The sequence below is a fragment of the Vibrio clamense genome (assembly GCF_050337905.1).
In the GTDB taxonomy this organism is placed as follows: Bacteria; Pseudomonadota; Gammaproteobacteria; order Enterobacterales; family Vibrionaceae; genus Vibrio; species Vibrio cortegadensis.
The window spans coordinates 250,918-266,100 of the sequence record NZ_JAKJTJ010000021.1; the positions used below are offsets into that span (position 1 = coordinate 250,918).

A 15,183-nucleotide genomic window follows, 5' to 3' on the forward strand; every position below is an offset into this window, starting at 1 on the left:
ATGGAAAAGCTTGCACGTAAACAAGTGCAGTCATTGACTCCTTACTTATCTGCGCGTCGAATTGGCGGCAGTGGGGATGTGTGGTTAAACGCAAATGAATCCCCGTTTGATAACGAATACAAAACCGACTTTTCACGCTTGAATCGTTATAGTGAATGTCAGCCTAAGGCTCTTATCGAAGCATATGCGGCTTATGCTGGTATTAAACCTGAGCAAACACTGACCTCACGTGGGGCCGATGAAGGCATTGAGCTTTTGATTCGTGCTTTTTGTGAGCCGGGTGAGGATGCGATTCTGTTCTGCCCACCAACGTATGGAATGTACGCGATCAGTGCGGAAACATTTGGTGTTGAACAAAAAACAGTACCGCTTACGCAAGATTGGCAACTGGATATTAACGGTATCGAATCTAATTTAGAGTCAGTTAAATTAGTGTTTGTTTGTAGCCCTAATAATCCAACTGGAAACGTGATCAAGCGCGCTGATATCGTTCGTCTCCTTGAGATGACAAAAGATAAAGCTATCGTGGTCATGGATGAAGCGTATATCGATTTTTGTCCTGAAGTCTCAACGGTTGACTTACTTGAGCAATACCCGAATTTAGCGATTTTGCGTACGCTTTCCAAAGCTTTTGCTTTAGCGGGGTTACGTTGTGGGTTCACCCTCGCGAACAAAGAGATCATCGATGTTTTATTGAAAGTCATTGCGCCATACCCAGTTCCAGTTCCGGTTGCTGAGATAGCCATTCAAGCTTTATCTGAATCAGGGTTGGCCCGTGCAAAATTTCAAGTATTGGATTTGAATGCAAACCGAGCTTATTTACAAGCAGGGCTGATGACCATCGCGGGTATCGAAATTTTCGAAGGGTGGGGCAATTACTTATTAGTGAAATTTAGTGATGGTGATGCGTTATTTAAAGCAGCATGGGAAAAAGGGATCATTTTAAGAAACTCCCCAATTAAAGACTGTGTTCGCATTAGTATTGGCAATCGAGAAGAGTGTGAGAAAACGGTTGGATTTATTCGTAACTATTACGCTGTCTAGATGATGATTTAAGAAAGTGGCGATATCGCTCTTTTCATGATTATTGAGGTTAGATTTTTAACCTTTAGCTTTATATTTAAAAGGAAGTTCCAGTGAGCAATCAACAAAAAATTCTATTTATTGATCGAGATGGCACCTTAATTGTTGAGCCTCCGATCGATTTTCAAGTTGACCGTTTAGATAAATTAAAACTTGAACCCTTCGTGATTCCTAGCCTGCTTTCATTGCAGGATGCGGGTTATCGTTTAGTGATGGTGACCAATCAAGATGGGTTAGGGACAGACAGTTACCCTAAAGCGGATTTTGATGCCCCTCAAGATATGATGATGGAAATATTTGAGTCTCAAGGCGTCAAGTTTGACGATGTTTTAATCTGTCCGCACTTTGAAGAAGATAACTGCTCTTGCCGTAAGCCGAAATTGGGCATGGTCAAAGAGTACCTTCAAGGTGGCAAAGTCGACTTTAAACATTCAGTCGTGATTGGAGATCGCGCCACGGATTTAGCCCTAGCAGAAAATATGGCGATCCGAGGGATCCAATACCATCCAGAGTCGATGAACTGGAAAGATATCTTAAAAGACCTCACAGTGAATGCGAGAACCGCCGAAGTCGTTCGAACCACTAAAGAGACGGATATCCGTGTTGCGGTCAATTTAGATGAATCGGGTGGTAATCAGATCGAAACTGGAATGGGCTTTTTTGATCATATGCTTGATCAAATCGCGACTCACGGCGGTTTCCAGTTAAAGCTGAATGTGAAAGGCGATTTACACATTGATGATCACCACACAATTGAAGATACAGCATTGGCTCTTGGCGAAGCATTAAAAGAGGCGCTGGGGAACAAGCGTGGTATTGGTCGATTTGGTTTTAGTTTACCTATGGATGAGTGCTTGGCTCAGTGCGCATTAGATTTGTCTGGACGCCCTTATCTTAAATTTGACGCAAAATTTAGCCGTGAGCAAGTTGGCGATCTTTCTACCGAAATGGTGGTGCACTTTTTCCGTTCGTTAACTGATACCTTAGCTTGCACTCTGCACCTATCATCGACGGGTGATAACGATCACCACATCATTGAGAGCTTATTTAAAGTATTTGGCCGTACACTTCGCCAGGCGATTAAGGTCGAAGGTAATGAATTACCGAGCAGCAAAGGCGTGCTTTAACGAGGGAATGAATCATGCTTAATCAGAAAATTGTCATTATCGATACTGGTTGTGCCAACGTATCCTCAGTGAAATTTGCGATACAACGTTTAGGGTATGACGTGGCGACTTCGAAAGATCCTGAAGTGGTCTTAGCCGCAGATAAGTTGTTTTTGCCAGGAGTCGGTACCGCAAGCGAAGCAATGAAAAACCTTGAGCAGCGAGATCTAATTAGTTTAGTCAAACAAGTCGAAAAACCGCTGCTTGGGATCTGTTTAGGAATGCAGCTGTTAGGGCGTCTCTCTCAAGAGAAAGGCCAGAAAGCGGATGCTCAAGTTGAGTGTTTAGGTTTGTGTTCTGGTGAAGTTCGTTTGATGGAAACCGGAGACTTACCGCTGCCTCATATGGGGTGGAACACAGTAACTGCAACGCCGAATCACCCTCTATTTAAAGACATTGAAGAAGGCGAGTACTTTTACTTTGTTCACAGCTTCGCAATGCCAGTGGGTGACTACACCATCGCACAGTGTGATTACGGCAATCCGTTTACCGCAGCGGTGCAAAGTGGTAACTATTACGGTGTTCAGTTCCACCCAGAACGCTCATCGAAGGCTGGTTCTAAGCTGATTCAGAACTTCTTGGAATTGTAATAAGGATTAGGCAGCGGCTAACGTTGCCATATAAGGAATGTAAATGATTATTCCCGCATTAGATTTAATTGAAGGCCAAGTAGTTCGCTTATTCCAAGGGGACTACGGTCAAGTAACAGAATACAAAGTAGACCCAGCTGAGCAGTTTAATCTGTATCACCAAGCAGGAGCGAACTGGCTTCATCTTGTCGATCTTACTGGCGCAAAAGATACCACTGCCCGCCAACTTGATTTGATCGCCACCTTGTTAGCCAGTACCCCAGCGAGTATTCAAATTGGTGGTGGCGTTCGCAACGAGCAAGATGTGGTGGATTTACTTGAAGCAGGCGCACAACGAGTCGTGGTGGGTTCAACGGCCGTTAAACAGCCTGAATTAGTTAAAGGTTGGATGACAAAATATGGAGCCGAGAAGATCGTACTCGCTCTCGATATCAATATTGATCAGCAAGGCGTACGTAAAGTTGCAATTTCAGGCTGGCAAGAAGATTCAGGCGTGACGATCGAAGCGTTGATCGATGATTATTTAACGGTTGGTTTGAAGCATGTGCTGTGCACGGATATTTCAAGAGACGGGACTTTAGAAGGCTCGAATGTCGAACTGTATGTTGATCTTTGTAAGCAATATCCACAAGTGCAATTTCAATCATCAGGCGGCATTGGATGCTTAGCGGACATTGAAGCCTTAAAAGGAAGTGGTGTCGCTGGCGTGATTGTTGGCCGTGCGCTTTTAGATGGTAAGTTTACCGCAGAGGAGGCGTTCTCATGTTGGCAAAGCGAATAGTACCGTGTCTCGATGTCCGAGATGGACAAGTGGTAAAGGGTGTTCAGTTCCGAAATCATGAAATTATTGGTGATATTGTTCCTTTGGCGCAGCGATACGCTGAAGAGGGGGCGGATGAGTTGGTCTTCTACGATATTACCGCATCGAGTGACGGCCGAGTGGTTGATAAAAGCTGGGTGGCACGTGTCGCGGAAGTGATTGATATTCCATTCTGTGTCGCGGGTGGCATTAAATCGGCTGAAGACGCATCTCGCATTTTAGAGTTTGGTGCAGACAAAGTCTCTATCAACTCGCCTGCGTTAGCGAACCCAGAGCTGATTACCAAGCTTGCCGATAAGTTTGGCGTTCAGTGTATCGTGGTTGGTATCGACTCCTATTTTGACAAAGAGACGGGAAAATATCAGGTATATCAATTTACCGGAGATGAAGCTCGAACTAAGGCTACTAACTGGGAAACCCGTGATTGGGTACAAGAAGTTCAAAAGCGTGGAGCAGGTGAAATCGTATTGAATATGATGAACCAAGATGGTGTTCGTAACGGTTATGATATCGAGCAACTCAATATGGTTCGTGAAGTTTGTGGCGTGCCGCTTATTGCTTCTGGCGGAGCTGGAGCGATGGAACACTTTGCACAAGCGTACAAAAAGGCCAATGTGGATGGGGCACTTGCAGCCTCAGTCTTTCATAAGCAAGTCATCAACATTGGCGAATTGAAACAGTATTTGAAACAACAAGGCGTGGAGATACGTTTATGAGCGATCAATTTCAGCAACAGTGGCAGCAACAGGACGTAGCATTGCTTTCGGATCGTATCGATTGGGAAAAAGTTGGAGGGTTGGTTCCCGCGATTGTGCAGGACTTTACCTCAAGCCAAGTGCTTATGATGGGTTACATGAACACTGAAGCATTGGCTAAAACTGGGCAAACGGGTCAGGTCACCTTCTTTTCTCGAACGAAAGAGCGTTTATGGACCAAAGGTGAAACGTCTGGCAACGTACTGCAATTGAAGAATATCTCATTAGATTGCGACAACGATACTCTACTTGTGAAAGTTTCACCAATTGGCCCTACTTGCCATACAGGCACGACAACCTGTTGGGATTCAGACAAACAAGAAGAATCCCAAATGGTTTGGCTTCATCAACTTGAGCAGTTATTGGTTGCCCGCAAGGACGCAGATCCTGACTCTTCTTATACTGCCAGCCTTTATGCCCGTGGCACCAAGCGTATTTCGCAGAAAGTGGGGGAAGAAGGTGTTGAAGTCGCGCTTGCGGCGACGTCGGGTGATAAGGCGGAGTTAGTGTGTGAATCGGCTGATTTGATTTATCACTTGCTTGTTTTACTTCAAGATCAAGGTTTATCGATGAATGATGTGATTAATAAATTAAAAGAGCGACACAAATAATTCTTCAGGTTTGAATCTCATTTTTATTCGTACTGATTCGCTCCGTTTTTCTATTCGGAGCGAATTTTTTGTTTGTTGAGGAGGGCTAACCGCAACACTTCTTAAACTTTTTACCACTGCCACAGATGCATGGATCATTTCGTCCGATCTTGAAATTTTCAACCGTCTGATTTAAACGCGGATCGCTAGGCTGCTGGGGCTCTGTGTTATTAGGCTCATGGGGCGGATCTTGAACTTCTGGAAATTCCCCATCAATGTAATACCAAAGGTCGTTCTTTTTTAAAAAGCGAGACTTTTCTGATAAACAGAACTGTTCACCATCTTCGTTTAGGTATGCTTTAAATTCTACAAAGCCCTCATTTTCATCCTTACCCATTGACGCTGAAATTACTTCAAGTTTGCACCAGTCACTATCAATTGAATCTGCAATGCCTTCGCGTTGCTCTTGAGCGTTGCAACTTGGGTGATAAGTATCTACGACGTAATCGATGAGACCCAACACATGAGCTGAGTAACGTGAACGCATTAACTGTTCTGGCGTTGTGACATCAGCGTGATGCTTATGAGCAATTTCACAGCAGCTTGAATAAGGTTTATTCGTTCCACATGGGCATGAAGACATGATTTATTCCTGATAATAAAATGACCTCAACAGAGGTCATCTAAAATATGTGAGTGGTGTAGTTGTACTGAGTGCGTTGGTTAATGCTGCATAGGGGACATTAAATCTTGTGACCATGCGACCGCTTCATCACAGCATTGGGCAAGTTGCTCTTCGCTGATACCGAGCTGTTCTCGCAAGAGCAGTGTCTTATCCCACTGTGCTTTTTCATACGCAGTGATCAAGGATAAGAGGTTACCCAGTAAACCTTCTTGCTTCGTGAGGGCGAGTCTTATCTCATCGTCAATTGGGATAGAATCTATTAATTGATCTAGCGGGTGATCGAGCAGAGAATCAAGCAACGAAAACATACCTGTTAGAAACGCTTGCCCACGAAGATCGTCATTTTGTGTGTCTAGTTTTAGTGATAACAACTCACACAATCTGGCGCGTTGAATCGCGAGTCCATAAAGAGAATCGGGTTTACGCTCTTGAGTTGACGCAATGGCAACGAAAGAGACAAACTGTCTCAGTTTCTGTTCACCCAAATAGACGAGTGCTTGTCTAAAAGACTTGATACTCGTAGTAATCATATGATTTGAGTTTACGTAAGTGAGCAATTTAAACGATAACGTCACATCACACGACAGTAATCTTTCTACTTCAGCAAAGTTAATGGGCTCAACCGCGATCTCTTTACATAACTGAACAATCGTAATGAAATTTGGATTCATCGCTTTACGCTGAATCATCTCCGGCTTACTGAAGAAATAACCTTGAAAGTAATGGAATCCAGCTTTTTTAGCCTCTTCATACTCTTCGTAAGTTTCCACTTTTTCAGCTAAAAATTTGATTTTAGTATTGGCAAGTCGCTGGATGAAAACCGCTGACTTCTCAATTGAAACTTGGCGAATATCGAATTTGATAATAGAGATGTAAGGTAAAAATCGAACCCAAGCTTTACTTGGAATAAAATCATCAAGTGCGAGCTTGTACCCCATTGAAGCCAGCTTCTTAATGGCTTCAAATAGTTCATCATCAGGCTCACAGTCTTCAAGGATCTCAACAATTAAGTTGTGATTTGGAAAAAGAGAAGGAACCAGGTTCACTAAACTTTGATATGGAAAATTTACGAATCCAAGTTTCGTGCCCAACATGCTGTAGTGAGTCGTTAAAAAATGATCAGACAATAACCTGCTGGTTGCGAGGTTAGGGTCGATTTCAGGAAAGGTATTTTTAGGACCGTCTCTAAACAGCAGTTCATAACCGATCGTTTTCTTATCTATGTCTAAGATAGGCTGGCGTGCTACGTAGGTATACTTCAATGTCGAATCGCGTTCGGTTAAGATTATAATGATTTATGATAGCGTTTTTTAGTAAAAATTCTATGTTTCAGTCGAGGAAAATAAAATAAAAAGCGCAATCTTAACTAATTAACCTGAAAAGGGTCTTTCTTGTAGTTCAAAACCCTGCGCGTTTAGTACAAGAACTGAGCCCTGGGTATACCAATCACCAAGAACAATACGAGTTTTTGTACCTTGTGATGTTTGCAAGGAATGAATATTTGGTCTGTGGGTATGCCCATGAATCATCAAATCAACATTATTATGATCGAGCACTTTTTCAACTTCGCTTTGCGTCACATCCATGATATCCAAAGACTTAGTCTGCTTATCTCCTTTGATATCGGACTGCACCTTCGCAACGATTTTTTTCTTAATAAAAAATGGGATTCTATTGAAAACAAACTGTAACCACGGTTGATGTACTTTTTCCCGAAAAGCGAGATATTTCACATCTTCAGTACAAAGGGTATCACCATGCAGTACCACAGCCTTATTTCCATAAAGATCAATGACGGAGACTTCATCTAATAGTGTGACACCCGTCTGTTTAGCAAATCGCTTACCGACTAAAAAATCTCGATTTCCTTGAGTGAAGTAGCAAGGTACGCCAGAGTCAACTAGCTGTCGAAACGCTGCGCGAATATCCGATGCGAATGTCGAAGTATCATCGTCACCCACCCAAAACTCGAATAGATCACCTAAGACATAGAGGGCATCGGCATGGATCGCTTCCTCACGCATAAAGGTATAGAAACATTCAGTGATATCTGGACGCTGGGGAGTAAGGTGAAGATCGGAGATAAATAGAGTATTCATAGTATAAAAAAGGGGAGTAATAAATACGCCCCAGTTCCTATTGTTTTGTATCGAATGTATTAAATCGAATTACGCTTCGATTGTTGTACCAGTGATGATCACTTCTTCTAGTGGTACATCTTGGTGCATACCCATAGTACCAGTGCTAACACCTTTGATCTTGTTAACAATATCCATGCCTTCAACAACTTCAGCGAATACACAGTAGCCCCAACCATCACGGCTCTCTGAGCGGAAGTTTAGGAAAGCGTTGTCGTTTACGTTGATGAAGAACTGAGAGCTTGCAGAATGTGGTTCCATCGTACGAGCCATTGCTAACGTACCAACTTTGTTTGCAAGGCCGTTATTTGCTTCGTTCTTGATAGTCGCACGAGTTGTTTTTTCTTTAAGGCCAGAAGTCATGCCGCCGCCTTGGATCATGAAACCATCGATAACACGGTGGAAAAGCGTGTTGTCGTAAAAACCATCACGGCAGTACTGTAGAAAGTTTGCGCTAGTTTCTGGTGCTTTTTCTTCGTTTAGTTGAACTTTGATGTCACCAAAATTTGTGTGAAGGATGATCATGATTGTTACCTTACTGTGTTTTTTAATATGAGGTCGGGATTCTAGCCTAAGTCGAGCCACATTCAAATGGTGAAATGTCACGTTAAGTGCTTAGGATCGCGGAAATTGGTGTTACCTAATAAGGACGGAGTTGATATACTGCGAGCTTATTATGTTCCATGTACTGTTTCACATACTAATTATAGATAGAGATCATGCTAAAAATATATAACACACTCACAAGACAAAAAGAGGAATTCAAACCAATTACAGCTGGCAAAATCGGCATGTATGTCTGTGGGGTAACCATCTACGATCTCTGTCACATTGGCCATGGTCGTACATTTGTTTCATTTGATGTTGTTTCTCGCTACCTTCGTTATTTAGGTTATGACCTAACGTTCGTTCGTAATATCACGGACATTGATGACAAGATCATTAAGCGTGCCGCTGAAAACGGAGAGTCTTGTGACTCTTTAACTGAAAGATTGATTGGTGAGATGCACCAAGATTTCGATTCATTGAACATGAAGCGTCCAGATGTTGAACCACGAGCAACGGACTTTATTCAAGAAATAATTGATTTGGTTGAAAAGCTTATCGAACGTGGATTCGCATACGTTGCTAGCAACGGCGATGTGATGTTTGAAGTTAAGAAATACGACGAATACGGCAAGCTATCAAAGCAAGATCTTGATCAATTACAAGCGGGTGCTCGTGTTGATATCGAAAGTGCGAAACGCAGCCCACTTGACTTTGTTTTATGGAAAATGTCTAAACCGGGTGAACCAACATGGGAATCACCATGGGGACCAGGTCGCCCAGGTTGGCACATTGAATGTTCTGCAATGAACTCATCGATTCTAGGTAATCACTTCGATATTCACGGTGGCGGTTCTGACTTGCAGTTCCCACATCATGAAAATGAGATTGCACAGTCATGCTGCGCCCACGGCACTCAATATGTGAATACTTGGATGCATAGTGGCATGGTGATGGTTGACCGTGAAAAAATGTCAAAATCACTAGGCAATTTCTTTACCATTCGTGACGTGCTAAATCACTATGATCCTGAGACTGTTCGTTACTTCTTAATGTCTGGTCATTACCGTAGTCAGTTGAACTACAGCGAAGAGAACTTAAACCAAGCACGTGCTTCACTTGAACGCCTATACACAGCTTTACGTGGTTTAGATTTATCAGCGGCTCCTGCTGGTGGTGAAGAGTACGTAACTCGTTTCTCTGCAGCTATGAATGATGACTTTAATACACCTGAAGCTTATTCTGTGCTATTCGACATGGCTCGCGATATTAACCGTATCAAAGCGGAGAGTGTTGAGAAAGCAAGTGGTTTGGGCGCATTGATGCGTGAACTTGCGGATGTCATCGGCATTCTTCATCAAGAGCCTGAAGCATTCTTAAAGGGTGATGCTGGAAGTGATGATGAAGTAGCGGAAATTGAAGCATTAATTAAGCTACGTAATGATTCTCGCGCTTCAAAAGATTGGGCGAATGCTGATATGGCGCGTGATAAGCTTAATGAGATGGGCATTGAGCTAGAAGATGGTGCGGATGGCACCACTTGGCGACGTAAGTAATAAACAATTTAAAAAGGGCTGTTTTTCAGCCCTTTTTTATAAATAAATTTTTTAATTATTAGACAGGAATATCTCTGTGGCTCAGATGTATTTTTACTACTCGGCAATGAACGCGGGTAAATCAACAACACTTCTACAATCTTCATTTAATTATCAAGAACGCGGAATGAATCCAGTCATTTTTACTGCTGCTCTCGATAATCGCTATGGTGTAGGTAAAGTCAGCTCACGAATTGGACTTCAATCAGAAGCTCAGCTATTTCAAGCGGACACCAACCTCTTTGATGCCATTCAATTATTGAATAGTGAAGAGAAGCGCCATTGTGTGCTGATCGATGAGTGTCAATTCCTTTCTAAAGAGCAAGTTTATCAGCTCACTGAGGTCGTGGATAAATTGCATATCCCCGTTTTATGTTACGGGTTAAGAACTGACTTTTTAGGTGAACTCTTTGAAGGAAGTAAGTATTTACTATCTTGGGCTGATAAGTTAGTTGAATTGAAAACAATTTGTCACTGTGGTCGTAAAGCAAACATGGTTATTCGTACCGATGAACACGGTGTCGCGATAGCCGAAGGAGATCAAGTAGCCATAGGTGGGAATGACAAGTATGTGTCAGTTTGTCGCCAGCACTACAAAGAAGCTTTGGGCCGCTAGAACACAACGTTAGGTGACATGCTTCAATCTCTATTTAGCTAGAGAGTTAATTCCTACTCTCTAGCTAAAAAATGCGATGAAAAATTATGCTTCAGATTCTGCCTCAACATTCCCGCTTCTGTTTCCTCTCACTTACGACATAAACGCTCGACCTCAACCACTGTGCAGATCACAACGCATCAAGGGTGTGGTTGAAATGGAATTGATAGCCCAAATCCATCAATTTCTTCGATGAAATTCTTTTATCGGCAGTATTCACAATGTTCGGCAGCTTTTCGGTTGAGCCAACAGCATTGAGTGCAGCTTGGTAGAATTCAGCTTTGCTGACGGTTTCTGGGCAGGTTGCATTAACGATCTGATTACTTAAATGAGTCAAAGTGAATATTACGCTATCAATAGCATCCTCAAGGTGAAGCATATTGGCTGGGGCGGCTTGGCTGACCTGTTTAAGTTTGCTGGCAAAACGTGAAGGATGACGATTCGGTCCGATTAAACCGCTGCATCGAACAATGTCGAATTCAATGCCAGAATCAATCACATACTGCTCAGCTTGCAGCATGATTAACGCTGAATTGGAGAAGCGTGGGGCGGTTTGAGACAGTTTTAGCGACGCATCCTCCTCTGTCATCGTGGTATGAGTTGCCGGGTAAACCGTGGTTGAGCTAATCATGATGATCTTTTGTACATTCGCCTCTTTCGCTGCTTGGGTTAAATACTTCCAGCGTAGAGCGTACTCTTCGCCGTTACCAGAACGAAACCCCGGTGGAAAACTACCGATCAAAATATCACATTGTTGCGTCTGTAGATGGTGAACCAGTTGTTTATAATCGGAAGATAAATTGGATTCAGGAAGCAAACAAACAAATCCACGAAGATCACTCTCGGCCAGTGTGTCGACTCCAGTTTGCTGGGTTTTACTTGCGAAGACTTGGTGGCCTAGTCGTTTAAGGCGCAGTGCAAGGGGTTGGCCTAACCAGCCTGCACCGAGTACAGAAATAGTGCTCATTTTTCTTCCTTTTTAAGTAATGTTCGAAGCATTTGCCGCGCACGTTTGTGCATTGGTTCATTACTTTTGTTTTGATGCTGGATCACGTCTACATTGGCAAACCAAGTTAAGTTTTCAAATTCAACAGGCACTCGGGTCAGGTTTGATTTAAGAGATGGATCCTCAGCGAGATGAGAAGGGAGTAAACACCAACCCAAACCACTTTTTGCCATTTCAAAAAGCATATAGTAATTGTCTGTATACCATATATCTGGGCTATGTGCTTGGTGGAAGCTGCTCTGTTTAGAGTCTCTTGAACTAATCAGCAATTGTCGATGTAGCCGCAGCATATCTATATGAGGTGCAACTTCTTGAGCTAAAGGGTGAGTATTAGAGACGTAAACATCAAAGGCAATCGAACCGACAGATTCAAAATCGATACAACTTGGCATTGATAATTCACTAAAAATGATGCCTGTTGTCGCCTGTCCTGATTGAACCATTTCAATAATATCAATGCTGGTCGCACTTAAGAGTTCAACTGAAAGCTGAGGATATTCATGATGAAGATCTTTGAGAATCGTTGTGATTTTTTGCAACGGGATCCCTTCATCTACTGCGATTACCAAAGTAGATGAGTAATGGTCCGTTAATGTATCAATCTTCCCAATCAGCCTTTTATGCTGAATAAGAGTGGCACTGGCATAGGGAGCAAGCTTTTTACCCTCTTCAGTCAATATTGGGTAGCGCCCAGATCGATCAAATAGCTCACAACCGCAATCAATCTCAAGATTAATGACATGTTGGCTGACGGCAGATTGTGCTTTTCCTAGTTTTCTTGCTGCGGCAGAGAACGAGCCTGTATCAATAGTTGCTTGGAAGGCTTCAAGTTGCTCAATACTAAACATATCGCTTTTCCAGATGGTATCTAATTATCTACTATCCGAATTATAGATGATAATACAGGCATTGAAACCACTGAAATCAATGGAATAAGAGAATGACAAATAAAGAAAGAATTTTTCATGCCGTTACATTTGAATGTATCGCATTGGCGCTGATTATCCCAGGAGCAGCACTCGCCACTGGAAATGCTGCTGGTGACTTAGCGATTGTCGGTGTTGCTCTTAGCCTATTTACCGTCGTGTGGAACTATATTTTTAATGTAATGTTTGACCGAATGTTTGGAAATAACAGAACAGAAAGGAGCTTAGGAATTAGAGTCGGGCATAGCATTGCATTCGAAGGTGGTTTGATTTTTGTCACGGTGCCAACTATTGCATGGTATTTAGACATGAGCATATTGAACGCACTTGCGCTTGAAGCTGGATTCTTAGTGTTCTTTTTCTTTTACACTATGGTGTTCAATTGGGGATACGATAAATACCAACCCTTTAAAAAATTGGCATTTGCCATTAAATAATGAAGATTGGTCAGATACAAAAACAGGGCAGCCCGTTAGGTTTGCCCTGTTTCGCGTTTAACTATTTTTTCTACGATGCGCTTAAGATACGTAGAACTTTATCTGCACTCTCTGCAGCTTCAATGCCTTCGTCAGTTAGGTAACCACCGTCTGGCAAAGTACATAAGTTTTTGCTGTAAAGACGTGCTACCGCGCCTTTTACTTCGTCAGATGCTTCGGCATGAACTTTGATCCCAGTTGCTGCGCTGCTTAGGTCAAATTGAAGAAGTAAGTTTAGTTCTGCGATGTGCTGTTCTGAGAATTTCATCTGAATACCTTTATTATTGATTTTCTACTTCCGTCACAATAAGTGCAGCGATATATATCTGCAATCATAATATCGAAAAAATGCCACATAACGCTAAATTGGCGCAGAATTGAACGGTCGATGAGTATAAATAGACCATGATGTGGTTAAATATTATTCATGCAACTTATGAACGGTTGTGGTCGTGAGCCTGCTTATATTATTATGGTTTAGTAATCACTCCAATAATAAATAAGATCTACCCAACGGAGTCGGAACAAGGATAGTATCTAAACGTAGCAGTAGTTAGGAATAATAATGAAAATCACAAAAACAGCAGTCGCTCTTTGTATGATTCTGGGTGTTTCGGGATGCCAAAGTACATCAGAATCAGTTGGAAGTAAGAGTGAAACTAACCAAGAAGGTGTCGAGCTGTTTACATCGGCATTTGAAGTATCACAAGCCCAATACCAAAAGTGGGAAACAGAGCTTCAAGGTATCGAAGGCTTAAAAATCTATGCACCAGAAAATTTTTCTGAACTTAATTCTGCATGGAAAGAAGCGAGCGAGATTTATCAAGAATTACGAGTTGAACCAAGTAAAATAAATAAAAGCTATTCAATGTTTTCGAGTGAAACTTATGCTGAAGCTTTAACTGAACAGCTATCTATTGTTGAAGCTAGCTATCAAGCGTTGACTGCACTGAAAGCAAAGGCGGATACCATTTTAGCTGATGCAATAGCGCAGATGGATTACCTTGAAACAATCGAAGCGGATAAAATCTACAACCGTCAATTTAATTCACTTTATCGTAAATATAAGGCGTTATTTGAATACGTTGTAGTTGATGAGTTAGAAGAAGCTCAAGAGGCCCAAGTTGAGTTTCTGAATCAAGCTAAATCACTTGAAATTAAAGTGGTACAGAAAAAATTTATTCAACCATTAAAAGTGCGCTTAGTTCAATTAAGAAAAAATGACTTGAACGACATTGCTGTCACCAGCTTTGCTACTGCGACTGCTCAAATAAAGCTTGCTGAAAGCACAGTGACGGCAAATCCAAGAGATTTAAAGAGCATTGAAGGCGCAGTTGCGGCAGCAAACTTTGAGTTAGAGCATGTAAAAAATGTGGCTCACCAAGTTAAATTATTGGCGAGTGTTGAAGATGAACATTTTGAACCCGCCGTTCTGGAAATAGAAAATCGTTTACTGGCAATATCTAAGGCTGTGGATGGTTCTGATTATAGAGATCAGGTTTTACGTGTTCAGGCTAAGAAGATTGTTGCAAGTATAGAAAGCTTGCATAATGAAGATCAGACAGAATCATTACAAAAACAACTTAAAGTGTTAACGAGCGAGTTAGCGGAAGCTAAGTTACAAAATGAACGTAACGTCACTCTCTTAGCAGAGCAAGTGAAACAGAAAGATCTATTAACATCACAAGTGTCTCGCAGTGAAGCTCATATACAGAGTTTAGAAGAGCTTGTGGCGAATTTTAAGAGCCAAGCGGCACAAACAAAGCCTGAACCGGAAGCGATACCGGCAGACAGTGCAGTGAACGCTCAAGAAGATGCGCCACTTGAAACAGAAGCTCAACAAATTGTAGAAACGCCTCTTAGTGAAGAGGTTGCTGTGACGCCTAGTGTTGATCTGTTGCCTAAAACATCAAAGGTGGCTAAAGAGATAGTGGCACCTTCAATATAACATCTTGTTATTGATCAATTGATTACGGCACCTATATGGTGCCGTTTTTATTTCTATTGAGATATTTTTATAATATTTAAAATGAGATATAAGACCGAAAATAAACATTTTTAGTAAACATGCGAATTACGTCTTGATGTTCGACGAAAATAAGAGGATTATCCGAATCCCTATATTTGTATCAATATGTAACCGGTGTTTGAA

Annotated in this window: 17 protein-coding genes; 10 read left to right on the forward strand and 7 right to left on the reverse strand. The window is 42.0% G+C overall.

What is annotated here, in order from left to right; all coding sequences use genetic code 11:
• The 6 genes from hisC to hisIE all read left to right on the forward strand — a co-directional run bounded on the left by hisC (position 1) and on the right by hisIE (position 5,025).
• Positions 1-1,044, forward strand: coding sequence for a histidinol-phosphate transaminase (gene hisC, locus L4C39_RS08825; RefSeq protein WP_429745434.1), 1,044 nt, complete (start codon positions 1-3; stop codon positions 1,042-1,044).
• Between the two features lie 92 nt (positions 1,045-1,136).
• Positions 1,137-2,210, forward strand: coding sequence for a bifunctional histidinol-phosphatase/imidazoleglycerol-phosphate dehydratase HisB (gene hisB / locus L4C39_RS08830; RefSeq protein WP_429745436.1), 1,074 nt, complete (start codon positions 1,137-1,139; stop codon positions 2,208-2,210).
• A gap of 14 nt (positions 2,211-2,224) precedes the next feature.
• Positions 2,225-2,839 carry an imidazole glycerol phosphate synthase subunit HisH gene (gene hisH / locus L4C39_RS08835; RefSeq protein WP_429745438.1) on the forward strand — a complete coding sequence of 205 codons (615 nt, stop codon included), beginning with the start codon at positions 2,225-2,227 and terminating at the stop codon, positions 2,837-2,839.
• Positions 2,840-2,882: 43 nt separating this feature from the next.
• A complete protein-coding gene (hisA, locus tag L4C39_RS08840) occupies positions 2,883-3,620 on the forward strand; it encodes a 1-(5-phosphoribosyl)-5-[(5-phosphoribosylamino)methylideneamino]imidazole-4-carboxamide isomerase (protein WP_017054705.1) in 738 nt (245 codons plus the stop codon).
• The gene (gene hisF, locus L4C39_RS08845; RefSeq protein WP_017054706.1) at positions 3,602-4,375 is read left to right on the forward strand and encodes an imidazole glycerol phosphate synthase subunit HisF; all 774 of its coding nucleotides are present in this window, start codon (positions 3,602-3,604) and stop codon (positions 4,373-4,375) included. Before hisA ends, hisF begins: the two co-directional genes overlap by 19 nt.
• Positions 4,372-5,025, forward strand: coding sequence for a bifunctional phosphoribosyl-AMP cyclohydrolase/phosphoribosyl-ATP diphosphatase HisIE (gene hisIE / locus L4C39_RS08850; RefSeq protein ID WP_429745441.1), 654 nt, complete (start codon positions 4,372-4,374; stop codon positions 5,023-5,025). The genes hisF and hisIE overlap by 4 nt, the downstream gene beginning before the upstream one ends.
• A gap of 85 nt (positions 5,026-5,110) precedes the next feature.
• Here hisIE and L4C39_RS08855 read toward each other — a convergent pair whose 3' ends face one another.
• From L4C39_RS08855 to L4C39_RS08870, 4 genes are all read right to left on the reverse strand, one after another.
• The gene (locus L4C39_RS08855) at positions 5,111-5,650 is read right to left on the reverse strand and encodes a YchJ family protein (protein ID WP_429745529.1); all 540 of its coding nucleotides are present in this window, start codon (positions 5,648-5,650) and stop codon (positions 5,111-5,113) included.
• A 77-nt stretch (positions 5,651-5,727) separates the two neighbouring features.
• Positions 5,728-6,951: an EAL and HDOD domain-containing protein gene (locus tag L4C39_RS08860; protein ID WP_017054709.1), complete on the reverse strand. Its 1,224-nt coding sequence runs from the start codon at positions 6,949-6,951 to the stop codon at positions 5,728-5,730.
• Between the two features lie 108 nt (positions 6,952-7,059).
• Positions 7,060-7,788: a UDP-2,3-diacylglucosamine diphosphatase gene (gene lpxH, locus L4C39_RS08865; RefSeq protein ID WP_136995645.1), complete on the reverse strand. Its 729-nt coding sequence runs from the start codon at positions 7,786-7,788 to the stop codon at positions 7,060-7,062.
• Positions 7,789-7,857: 69 nt separating this feature from the next.
• Positions 7,858-8,352, reverse strand: coding sequence for a peptidylprolyl isomerase (locus L4C39_RS08870; protein ID WP_017054711.1), 495 nt, complete (start codon positions 8,350-8,352; stop codon positions 7,858-7,860).
• Positions 8,353-8,546: 194 nt separating this feature from the next.
• Between L4C39_RS08870 and cysS the strand changes: the two genes are divergently transcribed.
• Both cysS and L4C39_RS08880 read left to right on the forward strand, forming a co-directional pair.
• Positions 8,547-9,929: a cysteine--tRNA ligase gene (cysS, locus tag L4C39_RS08875; protein WP_429745444.1), complete on the forward strand. Its 1,383-nt coding sequence runs from the start codon at positions 8,547-8,549 to the stop codon at positions 9,927-9,929.
• Positions 9,930-10,005: 76 nt separating this feature from the next.
• Entirely contained in the window at positions 10,006-10,584 is a 579-nt protein-coding gene (locus L4C39_RS08880; protein ID WP_017054713.1) for a thymidine kinase, read from the forward strand.
• Between the two features lie 169 nt (positions 10,585-10,753).
• On the opposite strand, the gene L4C39_RS08885 is transcribed toward L4C39_RS08880, so the two are convergent.
• Both L4C39_RS08885 and L4C39_RS08890 read right to left on the reverse strand, forming a co-directional pair.
• Entirely contained in the window at positions 10,754-11,590 is an 837-nt protein-coding gene (locus tag L4C39_RS08885; RefSeq protein WP_371711018.1) for an NAD-dependent epimerase/dehydratase family protein, read from the reverse strand.
• Entirely contained in the window at positions 11,587-12,477 is an 891-nt protein-coding gene (locus L4C39_RS08890) for a LysR family transcriptional regulator (protein ID WP_371711017.1), read from the reverse strand. Before L4C39_RS08890 ends, L4C39_RS08885 begins: the two co-directional genes overlap by 4 nt.
• Positions 12,478-12,569: 92 nt before the next feature.
• Here L4C39_RS08890 and L4C39_RS08895 point away from each other — a divergent pair, with 92 nt between their 5' ends.
• On the forward strand, positions 12,570-12,992 hold the full coding sequence (locus L4C39_RS08895) for a PACE efflux transporter (protein WP_113795958.1): 423 nt from the start codon (positions 12,570-12,572) through the stop codon (positions 12,990-12,992).
• A 70-nt stretch (positions 12,993-13,062) separates the two neighbouring features.
• Here the strand turns inward: L4C39_RS08895 and L4C39_RS08900 are convergent, their stop codons facing one another.
• Complete coding sequence (locus tag L4C39_RS08900; RefSeq protein ID WP_017054717.1) at positions 13,063-13,299, reverse strand: TIGR02647 family protein; 237 nt, start codon at positions 13,297-13,299, stop codon at positions 13,063-13,065.
• A 297-nt stretch (positions 13,300-13,596) separates the two neighbouring features.
• Here L4C39_RS08900 and L4C39_RS08905 point away from each other — a divergent pair, with 297 nt between their 5' ends.
• Positions 13,597-14,979 carry a hypothetical protein gene (locus L4C39_RS08905; RefSeq protein ID WP_371711016.1) on the forward strand — a complete coding sequence of 461 codons (1,383 nt, stop codon included), beginning with the start codon at positions 13,597-13,599 and terminating at the stop codon, positions 14,977-14,979.
• Positions 14,980-15,183 lie beyond the last annotated feature (204 nt).

Bases quoted from the DNA above. Each gene is read 5' to 3' on its own strand.
- hisA (WP_017054705.1), top strand. From the start codon at position 2,883: ATGATTATTCCCGCATTAGATTTAATTGAAGGCCAAGTAGTTCGCTTA.
- cysS (WP_429745444.1), top strand. From the start codon at position 8,547: ATGCTAAAAATATATAACACACTCACAAGACAAAAAGAGGAATTCAAA.
- hisIE (WP_429745441.1), top strand. From the start codon at position 4,372: ATGAGCGATCAATTTCAGCAACAGTGGCAGCAACAGGACGTAGCATTG.
- hisF (WP_017054706.1), top strand. From the start codon at position 3,602: ATGTTGGCAAAGCGAATAGTACCGTGTCTCGATGTCCGAGATGGACAA.
- L4C39_RS08890 (WP_371711017.1), bottom strand. From the start codon at position 12,477: ATGTTTAGTATTGAGCAACTTGAAGCCTTCCAAGCAACTATTGATACA.
- lpxH (WP_136995645.1), bottom strand. From the start codon at position 7,788: ATGAATACTCTATTTATCTCCGATCTTCACCTTACTCCCCAGCGTCCA.
- L4C39_RS08900 (WP_017054717.1), bottom strand. From the start codon at position 13,299: ATGAAATTCTCAGAACAGCACATCGCAGAACTAAACTTACTTCTTCAA.
- L4C39_RS08905 (WP_371711016.1), top strand. From the start codon at position 13,597: ATGAAAATCACAAAAACAGCAGTCGCTCTTTGTATGATTCTGGGTGTT.
- hisH (WP_429745438.1), top strand. From the start codon at position 2,225: ATGCTTAATCAGAAAATTGTCATTATCGATACTGGTTGTGCCAACGTA.
- L4C39_RS08870 (WP_017054711.1), bottom strand. From the start codon at position 8,352: ATGATCATCCTTCACACAAATTTTGGTGACATCAAAGTTCAACTAAAC.
- L4C39_RS08885 (WP_371711018.1), bottom strand. From the start codon at position 11,590: ATGAGCACTATTTCTGTACTCGGTGCAGGCTGGTTAGGCCAACCCCTT.
- hisC (WP_429745434.1), top strand. From the start codon at position 1: ATGGAAAAGCTTGCACGTAAACAAGTGCAGTCATTGACTCCTTACTTA.
- L4C39_RS08895 (WP_113795958.1), top strand. From the start codon at position 12,570: ATGACAAATAAAGAAAGAATTTTTCATGCCGTTACATTTGAATGTATC.